General features: G+C 70.9%; 14 protein-coding genes. 5 read left to right on the forward strand and 9 right to left on the reverse strand.

The window, feature by feature from the left end; translation table 11 throughout:
- Positions 1-256: 256 nt before the first annotated feature.
- From ABTZ94_RS30020 to ABTZ94_RS30045, 6 genes are all read right to left on the reverse strand, one after another.
- Positions 257-1,909 carry an FG-GAP-like repeat-containing protein gene (locus tag ABTZ94_RS30020; RefSeq protein WP_351205345.1) on the reverse strand — a complete coding sequence of 551 codons (1,653 nt, stop codon included), beginning with the start codon at positions 1,907-1,909 and terminating at the stop codon, positions 257-259.
- A 64-nt stretch (positions 1,910-1,973) separates the two neighbouring features.
- The gene (locus ABTZ94_RS30025; RefSeq protein WP_351205347.1) at positions 1,974-2,828 is read right to left on the reverse strand and encodes a transglycosylase family protein; all 855 of its coding nucleotides are present in this window, start codon (positions 2,826-2,828) and stop codon (positions 1,974-1,976) included.
- A gap of 161 nt (positions 2,829-2,989) precedes the next feature.
- Complete coding sequence (locus ABTZ94_RS30030) at positions 2,990-4,321, reverse strand: FG-GAP repeat domain-containing protein (RefSeq protein WP_351205349.1); 1,332 nt, start codon at positions 4,319-4,321, stop codon at positions 2,990-2,992.
- A 259-nt stretch (positions 4,322-4,580) separates the two neighbouring features.
- A complete protein-coding gene (locus ABTZ94_RS30035) occupies positions 4,581-4,841 on the reverse strand; it encodes a hypothetical protein (RefSeq protein ID WP_351205351.1) in 261 nt (86 codons plus the stop codon).
- A gap of 32 nt (positions 4,842-4,873) precedes the next feature.
- A complete protein-coding gene (locus ABTZ94_RS30040; RefSeq protein ID WP_351205353.1) occupies positions 4,874-5,068 on the reverse strand; it encodes a hypothetical protein in 195 nt (64 codons plus the stop codon).
- Positions 5,069-5,320: 252 nt separating this feature from the next.
- The gene (locus tag ABTZ94_RS30045; RefSeq protein ID WP_351205355.1) at positions 5,321-6,241 is read right to left on the reverse strand and encodes a LysR family transcriptional regulator; all 921 of its coding nucleotides are present in this window, start codon (positions 6,239-6,241) and stop codon (positions 5,321-5,323) included.
- Positions 6,242-6,424: 183 nt separating this feature from the next.
- Here ABTZ94_RS30045 and ABTZ94_RS30050 point away from each other — a divergent pair, with 183 nt between their 5' ends.
- The 4 genes from ABTZ94_RS30050 to ABTZ94_RS38040 all read left to right on the forward strand — a co-directional run bounded on the left by ABTZ94_RS30050 (position 6,425) and on the right by ABTZ94_RS38040 (position 8,348).
- Positions 6,425-7,429 carry a helix-turn-helix transcriptional regulator gene (locus ABTZ94_RS30050; protein ID WP_351205357.1) on the forward strand — a complete coding sequence of 335 codons (1,005 nt, stop codon included), beginning with the start codon at positions 6,425-6,427 and terminating at the stop codon, positions 7,427-7,429.
- Between the two features lie 138 nt (positions 7,430-7,567).
- Positions 7,568-7,879: a transposase gene (locus tag ABTZ94_RS30055; protein WP_351205359.1), complete on the forward strand. Its 312-nt coding sequence runs from the start codon at positions 7,568-7,570 to the stop codon at positions 7,877-7,879.
- Positions 7,876-8,232: an IS3 family transposase gene (locus ABTZ94_RS38035; RefSeq protein WP_502967334.1), complete on the forward strand. Its 357-nt coding sequence runs from the start codon at positions 7,876-7,878 to the stop codon at positions 8,230-8,232. The genes ABTZ94_RS30055 and ABTZ94_RS38035 overlap by 4 nt, the downstream gene beginning before the upstream one ends.
- Positions 8,229-8,348: a hypothetical protein gene (locus tag ABTZ94_RS38040; protein ID WP_502967335.1), complete on the forward strand. Its 120-nt coding sequence runs from the start codon at positions 8,229-8,231 to the stop codon at positions 8,346-8,348. Before ABTZ94_RS38035 ends, ABTZ94_RS38040 begins: the two co-directional genes overlap by 4 nt.
- Before the next feature lie 1,023 nt (positions 8,349-9,371).
- On the opposite strand, the gene ABTZ94_RS30070 is transcribed toward ABTZ94_RS38040, so the two are convergent.
- From ABTZ94_RS30070 to ABTZ94_RS30080, 3 genes are read right to left on the reverse strand one after another with little or no spacing between them, the layout of a single operon-like run.
- Positions 9,372-10,235: a phosphoribosyltransferase gene (locus tag ABTZ94_RS30070; RefSeq protein ID WP_351205363.1), complete on the reverse strand. Its 864-nt coding sequence runs from the start codon at positions 10,233-10,235 to the stop codon at positions 9,372-9,374.
- Entirely contained in the window at positions 10,190-11,686 is a 1,497-nt protein-coding gene (locus ABTZ94_RS30075) for a hypothetical protein (protein ID WP_351205365.1), read from the reverse strand. The genes ABTZ94_RS30070 and ABTZ94_RS30075 overlap by 46 nt, the downstream gene beginning before the upstream one ends.
- The gene (locus ABTZ94_RS30080) at positions 11,683-12,891 is read right to left on the reverse strand and encodes a DegT/DnrJ/EryC1/StrS family aminotransferase (RefSeq protein WP_351205367.1); all 1,209 of its coding nucleotides are present in this window, start codon (positions 12,889-12,891) and stop codon (positions 11,683-11,685) included. The genes ABTZ94_RS30075 and ABTZ94_RS30080 overlap by 4 nt, the downstream gene beginning before the upstream one ends.
- 252 nt (positions 12,892-13,143) lie before the next feature.
- Here ABTZ94_RS30080 and ABTZ94_RS30085 point away from each other — a divergent pair, with 252 nt between their 5' ends.
- Positions 13,144-14,364, forward strand: coding sequence for an NsdA family TPR-like regulatory protein (locus tag ABTZ94_RS30085; protein WP_351205369.1), 1,221 nt, complete (start codon positions 13,144-13,146; stop codon positions 14,362-14,364).
- The last annotated feature ends 20 nt before the right edge of the window (positions 14,365-14,384 follow it).

Raw genomic sequence — 14,384 nt, forward strand, 5'->3', positions numbered from 1 at the left:
GAGGTGAGTGAAGACGCCAATCTCCACTACGCCCGGAGGTCCTCCCTTGATCAACTACCGACGGATGTGTGTCACCAACGTGTCGGCCGAGTACAGCTAGGACCAGGGTATTCACCGAGCCACGTCGAAAGCGGTAGCGCCGAGATTCAAGCCGGGAGCGACCTGCAAGAACGGTGATTGAGGCACAGCACTGGCGGCAGCCCCCGCGGCGACCCGTTCGGGTCGTGGCGGGGGCTGCCGCCGGGCTGTTATGGCCTCAGAAGAGGAGTTCACCGTCCGGGTAGCCGTAGCCGATCTGGGTGCGCGGGCTGTAGGAGCCGGCGCCGTCGCCCTGGTAGAACCAGAGGCCGCCGGTTGCGTCACGGCCGACGAGGTCCTCGTGGCCGTCGCCGTCGAGGTCTCCCGGCGAGGCGAGCACCGTGTAGGTCTGCCAGCCGTTGCCGATCTGGGTGCGGGGGCCGTAGGTGCCAGCGGTGGTGCCCTTGTGGAGCCACAGAGCTCCGGCGGGGTCGCGGGTGACGATGTCCGGACGGCCATCGCCGCTGAAGTCACCGGGAACCACGAGCATGTCGTAGCCCTGCCAGCCGGTGCCGATCTGGGTGCGGGGGCCGTAAGTGCCGGTGGCCGTGGCCTTGTAGAGCCACAGGGTTCCGGCGGCGTCGCGGGTGACCAGGTCCGGACGGCCGTCGCCGGAGAGGTCGCCCGCCGCCAGTACGGTGTTGTAGCCCTGCCAGCCCGCCTCAACCTGGACCCGGGTGGAGCCGGAGTAGGTGCCGGTGACGGGGTCTGCGGGGTAGCGCCACAGGGTTCCGGCCGTGTCGACGGCGAGGATGGTGGTGCCGTCACGGGTGATGTGCGTCATGCCGCCCCAGCCGGTTCCGACCTTGCAGGCACCGGCGACCGCGGCGGCATCGGCGCGGCCGGCGTAGCTGAAGAGGGCGCCCTTGGCGTCACGGCGGAGCATCTGTCCAGTGCCGGCGGCGGTGGGCCCGCAGTCGGACCAGTAGGCGGCGCCGCGCAGTGCGTTGTGGTCGGAGGCCAGGGGGTCCTTGGGGAGTACGTCCGCCTTGGCGTTCTTGAAGTGGCGCTCGGACAAGAACAAGTAGTCGATCTTCGAGTTCTCGAAGGTGGCCTCTCCGCTGCGGCAGCGCGTGCGGCCGTCGCCGCAGGGTGTGGCGACGAACTGGTCACGGTCCGTCTCGTCGGCCTCGATGAAGGTGCCGGAGCCGCCGTCACCGATGCCTGGCGCGTAGAAGGAGGATGCCGCCTTCGAGCGGGGGAGGGTGTTGAAGTCGCCGCCGAGGACCACCGGCACTCCGGCGTCCTGCCACTGCTCCGCCTGCGCGGCGAGTGTGTCGGCCTCCCGTTCACGCAGTGTGGCGTCGTTCCAGTAGAGGTGGACGGAGCACGCCCAGTTGGCGCGGGCCTGGGTGTAAGTCTTCACGCAGGGCACGGTTATGGGCTCTGATTCACCGCCCACGGTCAGGTCGAGGACCTTGGTTTCGGACAGCGAGCCCTTGACCAGGACGGCGTTGCCGTAGTCGGCTCCCCCGCATACGGCCGGGTTGCCGCCCGGCAGGGAGGTGGCGAAGAAGCCCTGGAAGCCCTGTGCCTGGAGGCGGGTGCGGATCGCGTCGAACTGTGGCCGGCACACCTCTTGGAGGTGAAGTTGATCGGCGTTCCAACTGGCGCCGGTCGCTTCGGCGACGACCGCGTCGATGCGGTGGGCGTTGTCGTACCCCTTGGCGTCCGTGCAGAAGTTTCCGCATATGTTGTAGCTGAGGAACCGCAGGGGCGGGGCGTCCGCGCCGGCGATGCTGTCAGCCTGGGCGGTGGGGGCGAGAGCGAGCGGGCCGAGGGCTCCGCCGAGCAGAGCCGCCGCAGTGGCGAGCGCTTTGCGCAGTCTCATGAAGTGCTCCTGGAGAGGGAGGGATGGGTGGGAAGAGCGGGGACCTGGGCGCGGGGCGGGGGCGTCACCAGCTCGTACCGAGCCGGACGCGCGCGGCGGCGCCCGGGAAGGAAGGTCCCGAGTAGCGGTAGAGGTGGTTGGTGGCCTTCTCGACCGCCAGCAGGTCCGGAACGCCGTCACCGGTGATGTCTCCGACTCCGGTGATGTTGGTCATGGCGTCCCAACCGGTACCGGTCTGTACCTTGGTGGCGCCGTTGTAGTTCGGACCCGAGTAGCGGTACAGATTCCCGTTCGACGCATCGACGGCAACGATGTCGGCCACCCCGTCACCGGTCAGGTCGCCGACACCGGTGATGCTGCTCATCGCGCTCCAGCCCGTGCCGATCTTCACGCGCGATCCGCCGGAGTAGGAGGGCCCGGAGTAGCGGTACAGGTCACCGGTGGCCCTCTCGACCGCCAGCAGGTCCGCCACCCCGTCGCCCGTAAGGTCTCCGACCTGCGTCAGGTTGGCCATGTGCGGCTCTGGGACGGACGGCTCGTCCGGGTAGGGGTCGGCCGGATCGCTGCCCAACCCGGCCGCCGGGCCGCAGGTCGGCCAGGCCCCCTGGCCCTGTTCGGCCAGGACCTTCTCTGCGATCCGGATCTGCTGTTCCTTGGTTGCCTGATGGGGGTACGCGGCGTATTGCCGGCCGCCGAAGGCGTCCCACGTCGACTTGAGGAACTGCAGCCCGCCGTAGTAGGCGTGGCCGGGCTCGTTGTAGCTCCAGTTGCCACTGGATTCGCACTGGGCGACCTTGTCCCAGGTGGCGACGGAGGCGGCCCCGGCGGGCGCTGCCGCAGGGGAGAGCAGGGTTATCAAGGCAAGCGGGACGGCGACGAAGGCCGTTCGGGCGAGGGCTGTGGGCGCGGGCGAAGGCATGGTGGTTCCTCGGGAAGGGGGCGGTGGGCGTGGAGAAGGACGGGCGGCGGGGCGCAGGATCCGTCGGGAACCGCCGCACACGAACGGGTGCGGCCGGGACCGGGCGAGCCCGCCGGGCGGGGGGGCAGGCTGTGCTCGGACCTGCCCCCGGGGGGGGCCTACTACCAGTTGGTGCCGATCTCGACCGCGCTGCCGCCGACGAACGACGGGCCGGAGTAGCGGTACAGCTTCTGGGTCGAGGCGTTGACCGCGAGCAGGTCCGGGACGCCGTCACCGGTGATGTCTCCGACTCCGGTGATGTTGGTCATGGAGTCCCAACCGGTGCCGATCTGGACCCTGGTACCGCCGTTGTAGTTCGGACCCGAGTAGCGGTACAGCTTCCCGGTCTCGGTCTCCACTGCGATGATCTCGGCTATCCCGTCCCCGGTCAGGTCGCCGGTGCCCACGATGGTGGAGTAGATGTTCCAGCCCGTGCCGATCTTCACGCGCGATCCGCCGGAGTAGGAGGGCCCGGAGTAGCGGTACAGGTCACCGGTGGCCCTCTCGACCGCCAGCAGGTCCGGAACGCCGTCACCCGTCAGGTCACCGGCCCCAACGATGTTCGTCATGGAATCCCAACCGGTGCCGATCTCCACCTTGGTGGCGCCGTTGTAGTTCGGACCCGAGTAGCGGTACAGATTCCCGTTCGACGCATCGACGGCAACGATGTCGGCCACCCCGTCACCGGTCAGGTCCCCGACTCCGACGATGTCGCTGATCGCGCTCCAGCCGTACCCGATCTTCACTCTCGCCGTGCCGCCCGTGAAGGTGGGGCCGGAGTAGCGGTAGAGATCGCCGGTCGCGGTCTCCACGGCTATCACATCCGTCACGCCGTCGCCGGTCAGGTCGCCGACCGCGGTGACATTGGTCATCCCCTTGTCGGGCACGGTCACCGGAATATCGGCGACCTTGTTGTAGCGGTACGGCTTGAATCCGTTGGAGGTCATGTAACTGCGGGTGTAAGTACTGCGGCGGGCATCGGTTCCCGGCCGTGCATGCTCGATGATGTCGGCGACGGTGTGACTGGAGTCGGTCCAGCCTGCGAAGAGCACCACGTGGGCGTTTATGTTGTTGAGCGCGTCGCCCGGCTGCAGGTCGTCGAGGCTTGCCAGCTTGGTGGAGTAGTTGGGCAGGGTCCACGTGGTCGCGCTGGTGGGCAGGTGCCAGGCCATGGAGACCAGACCGGAGCAGTCCGTGCGGTACAGCCGGCCCTGCTGGTCGCGGTACGAGGCCTGCTGGCTGTACGGAACCCCCTGGTCCACCCAGTACTGGGCCCGGTTGATCATCTCGGTACGGGTGATCGAGCCGCCGACGGTGGACGTTGACGAGGTCGCTGCGGCGGTAACGCTGGCGTTGGCCGACGCCGGGGCCGGGGCCGCCTGGCTCGGCGCGGTGACGCCCAGAACGACGGCGGCGAGAGTGGCGGTGGTGATGGCGCGGGCGGTGGTACGCATGGGTAAGTCCCCCGTGTGGGTGTGTGGATGAATGGGTGTGAGCAGCCCGGCGCAAGCGGGCAGGGTCATGGACGCCTCCGCTGCGGCCATGACGTGGCACGGATGCGCAGCGCGAAGCACGGCCCATGCGCGTCCTGCGGACGTATCGGCGGATACAGCCGGGGGGAGGCGGAGCGCTCGCCCCGGGCGGGGCGGGCCCCGGGTCGTCTCGTGGAGGGCGAGGGCGGTCCATTCGGGACCGGCTTGGCTGCGCGGGTGGCTAGACGGTGAGGCCGTGAGTGGCGATCGGCCCACGGGCCCGCAGGAGCAACTCCCGGATGTGGCCCAGTGCGGCCTCGTCGGAGGCTCCGGTGAGGAAGAAGGTGGCTTCCATCCCGTGCGGGACGGGCCGGATGACGATGTGCTGGACCCCGTCGCCCGGGGTGGCGTGCGCCCAGAGGAGATCATGCAGCAGGTGGGCGCCCTGAACGGTCGGGGTGGTGACGGGAGCGCCCTTCAAGAGGATGCGGACGATGCGCATGGTGGGCACGCGGGTCGCTGCGGTGGGGGAGATCAGTCCCAGCCGATGACGTCGGCCCGCAGCGCGTCCCGACCGCCGCCCGCGTCCGGCCCGTGGGCGGCGGCAGCGGCTTCGGTGGGGTGCACGTCCCAGCCGATGCTTGTCCCCACGGTGAGTGCGCCGAGGACGAGGGCGGAAGCGGCGGCAAGACGACGAATGGACATCGAGACAGGCATGGATATGGGCATGACATATTCCTCTTCGCGGGGCACCGCAGGCCGCGAGGCGTGAGAACGGTGACAGGACGACGTTCGCTCCGATCGGGTCGGCACCGGCTTCGCAGCCCGTGCTCTTCCCTCTCGGTGGACACCATCCTGGGCCGCCGGACTTCCGGGCTGAAGAGCTCACGCCGTTCACCAAGCTGTCATGGCACGATAGTGACAACAGCTGCCCGCTACACCGGTTCCGCTAGCGCGCTGCCCGGCCCGGCCCGAGCCGGGTCAGGGCCTGGGGGCGGGGGTGGCGGGGTGGAGCAGTCGTGCCGCCTCAAGGGCGGTGGCGACGAAGGGGCGGACGGCGGGGCTGTTGTACGACCTGAGCCAGACGAGAGCGCGGTCCAGGCGTGGCGTGCCAGTGAGCGGGACGTAGGCGATGCCCGGACGGGTGTAGAACCGGGTGACCTGCTCGCCGACCACGACGGCGCCGGTTCCCGAAGCGACCACTTGCAGGGCCTCCATGAACGTCTCTATCTCGGGGCCCGGGGCGATCGGCCTGCCTTGGGGCGTGCGGTCGGGCCAGAGATCCGAGAGCCATGCCCCGGGTTGCGCGCCGGCGACGCGCACGAGCTCGACCTCGGCGAGGTCCTCCGTGGTCACGCTTTCACGGCGGGCCAGGGCGTGGCTCGTGGGAACCGCCAGCATCCGCGCCTCGGAGAACAGCACCGGCCCTACGACGATGTCGGGTTCGCTGACCGGCAGGGCCAGGATCAGGATGTCGACCTCCCCCTCGCGAAGTCGCGCGAGGGCGTTGAAGAGCTGGACCTCACGGATGCGGACGCGCCAGCCGGGCTCGCGCTCGGGAAACATGTCGCCCGCCTGGTGGGCGATCTGGCCGGCGGCGGCACCCATGAAGCCGACCCGCAAGACCTCGACGGTCGCCCGGGTGCTGCTGACGGCGCGGGCGAAGGCGGCTTGGATCTCTTCGTACGCTGGCCGGACCTCGTCGTGCAGCCGGTGGCCAAGCGGAGTCAGACGGACGCTGCGGTTGGTGCGCTCGAACAGTTGAGCACCGACCTTGCGTTCGAGCTTCTTGATGAGCTGGCTGACCCTGCCGGTGGTCACGTGCAGACGTTCCGCGGTACGTCCGAAATGGAGCTCAGCGGCCAGCCCGAGGAACGCTTCGATTTCCAGGCGTTCGAGCACCCGCCCACCACCCCCTGTTGAGCCTGGCTAAACGATGGTTCCAGTATCTCTCCTTGAAGAGGTGGGTCCTGCCGGGCAGCCTGGCATCCGTGCACCACGGCCGCGTCCGCATGCGTCCCGGGGATGACGGAACGTTTCAGATACGACAGGCACGCTCGCTCGGCGCGTATGGGGGTGGGGGAAATGAACGACACCGTGGGGCTGGAAGTCCTTGGCCTCAGCAGAACCCAGGAGGCCGTCTACCGGAGCCTGCTGGCGGGATCGACCGAAGGGATCGAAGAGCTCAGCTCCCGCCTGACGATCTCCACCGGTGACGTGGGCGCCTGTCTGGAGCACCTCCTCGACATGGGACTGCTCCAGCCCTCGCGGGAACGGTCCGGCACGCTCCGAGCCGTCAGCCCGGACATCGGCTTCGAAATCATCCTGCGACGCCACGAAGCCGAACTCCTGCACCGCCAAAAACAGATCGCCCTCGGCAAGGAGATCGTCGCCCGCACCGTCGCCGCCTACACCCGGGAGCACGAGCCTGTCGACGGCGGGCCAGGAGAACGCCTGATCGGACTCGACACCGTCCAGCAGCGGCTCGAAAGCCTCACTCGTCAGCTCCGCGACGAATGCCTGGCCATCGAACCTGGCGGAGCACAGTCCCAGGCCAGCCTGGACGCTGCCCGCCCCCTCGACGAGAGCGCGCTGGACCGGGGCATCCGGTTCCTGACGGTCTACCAGGACACCGCCCGGAACGACCCCGCCACCCACGCCCACGCCCGCTGGATCAACGAGCGGGGCGGTCAGGTGCGCACCATAGCCGTCACCCCACCCCGCCTGATCATCTTCGATCGCCGCACCGCGATCGTCCCCATCGACCCCTCCCACACCCGCAAGGGCGCACTGTGCACGACCGCCCCGGGAATCGTCTCCGCACTCGTGGCCCTGTTCGAGCAGACTTGGGAGAACGCCCTGCCCCTGGACACCGACCCCCGTGCCGACAGGGACGGCACGGGCCTGACCACCGCGGAGCGCGGCCTGCTGCGGCTGCTCGCCTCCGGCGTCACGGACGAAGTGGCCGGCAAGCGCCTCGGGGTTTCCGTGCGCACCGTCCGGCGTCAGGTGGCCGCTCTGATGGAGCGCCTCGAGGCCACGAGCCGCTTCGAAGCGGGCCTGAAGGCGGCCCAGCGCGGCTGGTTCTGAACTTCTGGGATGCGAGATCGCGTGGGAGGACATCCATGAGGTCCGGCCCCGCGCACCACCTCATTCTGAGCTGTACTGAGATTTGTGGAGTCCTTGATGCCAGGGTTACGGTCCTGGCGAAGGAGAACCACCAGCACCATGGCAGCACCGCGTAAATATCCGGACGAACTGCGCGAGCACGCGATCCGCGAGGTCCGTACCACCGGCCGCCCGATCGCGCACGTCGCGAAGGACCTCGGCATCCACAAGGAAGCTCTGCGCGGCTGGGTCCGGCAGGCCGAGGCCGATCGTGGCGAGCGGGACGACCGGCTCACCACTGCCGAGCTTGGCGAGTTGAAGCAACTCCGCAGGAAAGTAGCGGAGTTGAGGCGAGCGAACGAGATCCTCAAAGCCGCCTCGGTGTTTTTTGCCCAGGAGATCGACCGTCCCCGGACGAGGTCGAGCAGGTGATCGACCACCTGCGTGGACACGGCCTCGGGGTCGATCCCGTCTGCCGGGTGCTGGAGCCGTCGCCGTCGCCGTACTTTGCCCGCAAGAAGCGTCCGAAGTCGGGCCGCCGGCTCCGGGACGAGCAACTGATGCCGCTTATTGAGGAGGTCCACGCAGAGTCGGGCGGCACCTACGGCGCCCGCAGGATCACGCGGGCCCTGGGGCGCAAAGGTGTGGTCGTGGCCCGCTGCACCGTCGAGAGGCTGATGGCCGGGCTGGGCCTGGAGGGCGTCATCCGTGGCCGGCGGCGCCGGACCTGGTCGACCGCGACTTCACGGCCTCACGGCCGGATCAGCTGTGGGTGGCGGACATGACGTATGTCCGCACCTGGTCCGGGTGGGCGTATGTGGCGTTCGTCCTGGACGTGTACTCGTGGATGATCGTCGGCTGGCAGGTCGCGAACCACCAATTGACAAGTGATCTTGACTGATCCGCCAGAACCAGACCTGTCGTGGATGACTGGCCGCGTACGGTCTCCAGTTGCCCTGGCATCGGGGCGGTTCGCCACCAATCGAACCCTGAGTAGTCTGGCGGTTGCGGACCGTGCCCGACTGGGTGCGGGTCCGGGACTTGTCCGATTGCGAAGGAAGCCCGGCATGAGCGAGATCGACTTCGACGGCCCCACCGACACGGTGTGGGACAGCTACCTGCTGGACAGGCTGCTGGATCCCGACGGGAGCAACGACGGGAAGACCTCCGCCCCGAGCGCCGCGTTCCTCGTCCTCGTCGACGATGACGGCGTGCCCAGCCGGCGTGCCACAGGCGCGTCAGGTCGGCCCACCCGGACAGGCCGCCGGCGTACCACAGGTGGGCGCGCGGATGGCGGCCCGCGATGCGGTCGAGGATGTGCCAGGGGGGCGGGGTGCGGTGGGTGGCCGCGCGGGCGTCGGTGATCAGGACGGGCTGAGTGTTGCCGGTGGCGTCGAGGAGGGCGTCCAGGGCGTCGGTCAGCGCCACGCTGGTGGTGCGGGTGAAGCCGTCGGTGACGATCCGCCCGTCCACGGCGTCGAGGGACAGCATCAGTTGTCCGGCGGCGGCGAGGGTGGTGAAGTCCGGCCAGGCGTGCGGGTCGAGGCGCCCTTCGGGGAGAAGGCCGGTGGAGCCGAGCTGGACACCGGCGGCGCCGGCGTCCAGGAGACGGCGGACGGCCAGGTCGCCCGGGGCCAGGCGACCGCCGGCCCACAGCCTGCCGGGGTGATGGCGCACGGCCGTCTCCAGCAGCGCGGTGCTGGAGCTGGTGCCGGTGGAGCGGTCGAGGTCGATGACGGCGGTGGGCACGTCGTCGTCGAGGAGGTCGGCGAGCAGCCGTCCCGGCGGCAGGCCGGGGAGGGAGGTGACCGTGCCATGGCGGACGTCGACGTTCACCCGCCACGGGCCGCTCGGCCCGGCCGGGGCGGGGGCGGCCGTGGCGGTCACCGGGGTGGGGGCGGGGGGCATGTGGGCGCCTCCGGGTTCAGGCGGCAGCGAGCGCGGCCGGGCGGGAAACGGGCGGTTCGTTCCAGGAGGCGGCTTGGGCGAGTTCGGCCCGCATGGCGGCCAGTTGACCAGTGGTCCAGGTACCGGTGCTCACCGCGAGGTCGAAGCTGGCGGCCATCTGCCGGTGCAGCGTGCCCGCCGCACGGTGGGCTCCGTCGCGCAGATAGGCGCCGGTGTCGCCGCGCAGCAGGTGTCCGGTCAGGCGCGTGTGGATGCTGTGGTGCAGGTTGGGGCGCAGGCTCGGCAGGTCGGCGGCGTCGGCGATGTCGTGCCGGCCGGAGCGGTGGTAGAGAGTCCAGGCGGATTCGACGCTGCGGGTGAGGGCCCGCCCGCCGAGCTGTTCGACCAGGGCGCGCGCGGCGCGCAGCGTGCTGCCGTAGCCGACGTTGTCGTCGATGACCAGCACGGTCGCATCCCGGGCCGCGGCGCTCAGGCGGTCGCGGTAGGTACGGGGCGCGGTAGCGCGGTGGCGGACGGTGCCGCCGGCGCCGAGGTAGGCGACGTTGCCCTGGTCGTGGAACCCGAGGCGGACCAGGTGCACGTCGATCGGCCAGCCGAGCAGGGCGGGAAGGACGGTCCGGGCGGACAGCGCGAGAGACAGCACCGTCGAGCCGGGCAGGAGATCGGCCAGGGACTGGGCGGTGATCCACCCGCCCTGCAAGATCCCCACCAGCGTCACCGCACCGGGGTGAGCGCGGCGGATCTGCCCGGCCACGTCAGCGGCCATCTGCTGGTAGGCCAGCCAGGACACCATGCGGGCCCGGCGGCCGGCCACCGCGGTGAACACCAACTCCTCTACCGGCACTTCGGCTGACGTGGCCGGGCGCGGGCGGTCAGGCATCGAGGACCTCCGGGGCGTAGCGGTGCCACAGCAGCGCCAGCAGCCGGTCCGAGCCGCCCGCCACCCGCGCGAACGCCTCCTCCTGCGGATCCACCGGACCGCTGTCGGCGCCGAGGGGAGGGGCGGGAGCCTTGGCGGCGTGCCCACAGGCTCGGCGCGGGCGGCAGCGCCCCGCCCACGGCGCGCAAGGCGGTCTCCAGGCCGGCCAGGTGCTCGCCGACCCCGCGGCCGAGCGCGGTGATCTCCTCCGGGTGGTTGAAGGGCGTGCCCACGTCCAGCGTCAGCGGCACCAGGTACACCGCGGCCGGCATGCCGGTCAGGGCCCGGCGCAGTCCGGCGTGGGTGCGGCCGGTGAACACGCTGTCGTCCAGGTGCACCACCACCTGCCCGTCCGCCTCCAGACTTCCGGTGCGCCACGCGGTGCCCGAGACCCGGGCCATCTCCTCCTCGTGGACCGAACCCCGGGCGAGGGCGAGGCGGACCCGGCCGCGCTGACCGCTTGGCAGCATCCCGGCGAGCACCGGGCCCGCGGCCATCGCGCCGAACGCCTCGCTGACCAGCAGCACCGGCGCGCCCGGATGCGCTGCGGCCAGCGCCAGCCAGCGGGTCTGGGCAACTGCGGCGATCTGCCACAGCACGTCACCCTCACGTACGGCGCGTACCGCGTCCGCCGCGACCTCGGGCCCCTCCAGCGCCCGCGCCACCTCGCGCAGGACCTCCGGGATCCGGGCATCAGCGGTCAACGCGGTCGCCCGCTTCGCCCACGTGGCCGGTTCGCATGGGCCGGCCGGGCATCCGTCCGGCTGCCACCGGTTCCAGGCCGCCTCGGCCAGCAGCGCGCCAAGCCCCTCCAGAACCTCGTCCAGCACCCCGGCCGCCCCTCCGTGGCCAAGGACCGCGGCGCTCCACCGCGCGGTGCACACGTCCTGCACTGCCGATTCCAGGAACGCCAGCCAGGCCAGCCACGCGTACCACCCGGCCGGTTCCCGCGCCGCAGGTTCCGCCAGCGGGCGGGCGAACTCCGCGTACCGGGGCCACCGCCGCTGAATGGCGGCGAACCGCCGGCCCGGCGCCGGAGTGCGGCCGGGCAGGTACATCTGCGCGTCGGCCGCGTAGTAGCCGAAGCCCCGCAGATACACCCAGCCCTCGCGCACCACACGGTCGTCGAAGAAGGCGCGGGCCACCTGCGGGAGGTGGTCCTCCAGCCCGGCCGGAATGCGGAAACCGCCGCCATCCGCCAGGTGCTGCGCCACCGGGTACTCCGGCGGGGGCAGGCTGATCCCGCCCCCGGCCTGGAGCGCCGCCGTCCAACCGCGCTCCATCTGTCGGCGCTGCGCGGCCATCTCCCGCGACCAGCCGAACAGCCGCTGCCGAGCCGACTGCGCGACGCCCGCTCGCCAAGTCTCGCCGGTTTCGACCGGCTGGGCGACGGCGGCTGCGCGGGCGATCATGCCGCCACCGGTCGGGCCAGGGCCTGCGACGCCTCGGCGAAGGCGGTGGCGTAGGCGTCGATCGTCTCTTCGGTGTCCTCGCCGGTGACGCTCACGCTGATCCGGCCCGCGTTGTAGGCGCTCTCGCCGTGGAAAGGCCCGAGCAGCCGTGGCCGCCAGGTCCCAGCCGCCGCGCGCAGCGGGACCGGACGCGTGAACAGCGGCATCCCGGAAAGCGAGCCAACCGACGGGTAGTGCGCCGGAACCCCGGCGTCCTGCAGCCGCCGCAGGTAGCCGTCGACGTCCACCCCTGGTTTCAGCTCGCCGGGCTGGATCTGCGGCCGGTAGGAGAACCAGCCCCCCATGCCGACGCCGGGTCGCACCACCGGTGCCCGCACCCCCGACAGGCCCTCAAGGCCCAGGCTCAGCCGCTCCAGCAGCGCGCGGCGGGCCGCCAGGCGTTCCACCAGGTCCTCTGCGTTGGCCAGACCCACCACCGCGGCCAGCGGATGCATCCGCATCTTCAGCCCCAGCCCGGTCTCCCCGAACGCCGCCAGCTCCGGGTCCTCCAGCAGCAGGGCCCGGCCGCGGTAGTGTCCGGCCAGCAGCGCCCGCTCGCGCCACTGCGGACGCGCGGCGCTGAACAGGCCGCCTTCACCTGCGGGCCAGGACTTCCTGTCCTGCATGCTTCCGACGCAGATGTCGCCGAACGTCCCCACCCGCTGTCCGTTCAGCGTCGACAGGTAGGAGTGGCTGATGTCCTCGATCAGGTGAAGGTCCCGTTCGCGGCAGATCCGGGTGATCTCCTCCATCGCGGCGGGATGCCCCAGGTAGTGCGTCACCGTCACGCACCGGGTCAGCGGGGTGATTGCCTCCTCCAGCGCCGCCGGGCACAGATTCCCGGTGTCCGGCTCGACATCGACCAGCACCACGTTGAGCCCGGCGTGCAACGCAGGGCTCAACGAGGCGTGGAACGTCGTGACCGGCCCGATCACCTCCGAGCCGGGCGGCATGTCCAACGCGAGGTAGGCCGCGTGCAGCCCGGCGGTGCCCGAGGAGAACGACAACGGGTCCGGCAGGCCCAGAATCCCCTCGATCCGCTGCTCCAGCTCTCCGATCACGCCGGAGCCGTCCGCCACCGACAGTGGCCCTCCCTCGCGAACGTAGTCCGCGAGCGCTGTCGCGATCCGCTCGCGCGGCGGACCCGGCTCGAAACGGTGCGGCATGGCGTCCTCCAACTCCCGCGCACCGGCGGCCGGTGGGCGGCCGTACGCGTTGTGACAGGTGGCGGCGACGGCCCAGATGAAGGCCGGCCAAGCCGTCGGCGCGGTCGGCCGGCGGCGGGCTCACCAGCACACAGCGTCTGAAGAGGCCACAGCAGAGGGGATCGGAGAGAACGTTGAGAATTTCGTGGCGAGAGCGAGAAAAGCCGAGAATTCGCGCCTCACACGGAAGACCTGACGTAACGTCCGGACGTGATGACCCTCCGCGACGCAGCGTCGACGGACGCCGGGTCGGCGTCCGCGCCCCTCTCGAACCAGGCCCTTGCCACCGCCCTCCGGGCAGTTCGGTGGACACCCCGTGATCTCGTCCGGGCCCTCAACCCCCGCCTGGAGGCTGCCGGCCAGCCCACCTTGCACCTGACCGCCGGCCGGGCCTGGCTCAACGGCACCAGGCCCCGCTCCGCGACCGTGCGCCGGCTCGCTGCCACCGTCCTCACCGAGGCCACCGGCACTACCTCCACCGCTACGGACCTGTGGGGAGAACCAACTGCGGGTGCCGCCAAGCCCGAGAAGACCGCCACCGACGACCTCGTCGGCCGCCGCTCGGTCGCAGACGTCCTGGCCACCGCCACCGCGTGGACCGCCACCGACCCGCGAGAGCAAGCCATCCTCCACCCGGCAGGCGAAAGTCAACTCCTGAGCGCCGTCTGGGACGCCACCCGGCAAAGCCCGCAACGCACCGCAGTTCCGGGCACCCAGGAGCAGGTCCCGCCCGAGTTCGTCGACGTCCTCGAAGGCCACCTCGGCCGCCTGCGGCGGCTGGACGACACCGCCGGAGGCGGAGCCCTGCCCCAGCGGTACGTGCGCTTCGAACTCGCCGGCGTCCTCGATGTGGTCCGCAGCAGCAGCTACACCACCGACGTCGGCACCCGCCTCCTCGCCACCGCCAGCGGCATGGCCCAGCTCAGCGGGTGGATGGCCTTCGACGCCGACCTCAACGCAGCCGCCCAGCGCTACCAGCTCCTCGCGATCCGCCTCGCCCGAGCCGCCGGCGACACCACCACGGTCGCCAACGTCTTAGGCATGCTGGCCTACCAGCACGCCGCGACCGGCAAGCCCGCCGCCGCCCTGCGCTACGCCGAAGCCGCCGTCGACCACACCGCCCGCAGCAGCCCCATCGTCCGCGCCCGCGCCTGGGGCAGCATGGCCACCGCTCACGCCGCCGCCGGCGACATCAGCGCCTTCCGGGACGCCACCGACCGCTGCCGGACCCTCCTGGAACACCGCCGCGACGACGACCCTCCCTCCCTGTACTACTTCACCCCCGAACAGGTCTCCGCCGAGGCCGGCCACGCCCTCGTCGAACTCGCCGCCACCAACCCCGCCCACACCAGGCGCCTCCTAGGGCGCGTATTGAGTCGTGATCAATGGGGTGGCTCGGGCCAGGTCTTTGATCCAGATCATCGAGGCGCGTAGGTGGAGGCCGGCGAGGTAGC

This window comes from Streptomyces sp. NPDC002785 (genome assembly GCF_040295565.1).
In the GTDB taxonomy this organism is placed as follows: domain Bacteria; phylum Actinomycetota; class Actinomycetes; order Streptomycetales; family Streptomycetaceae; genus Streptomyces.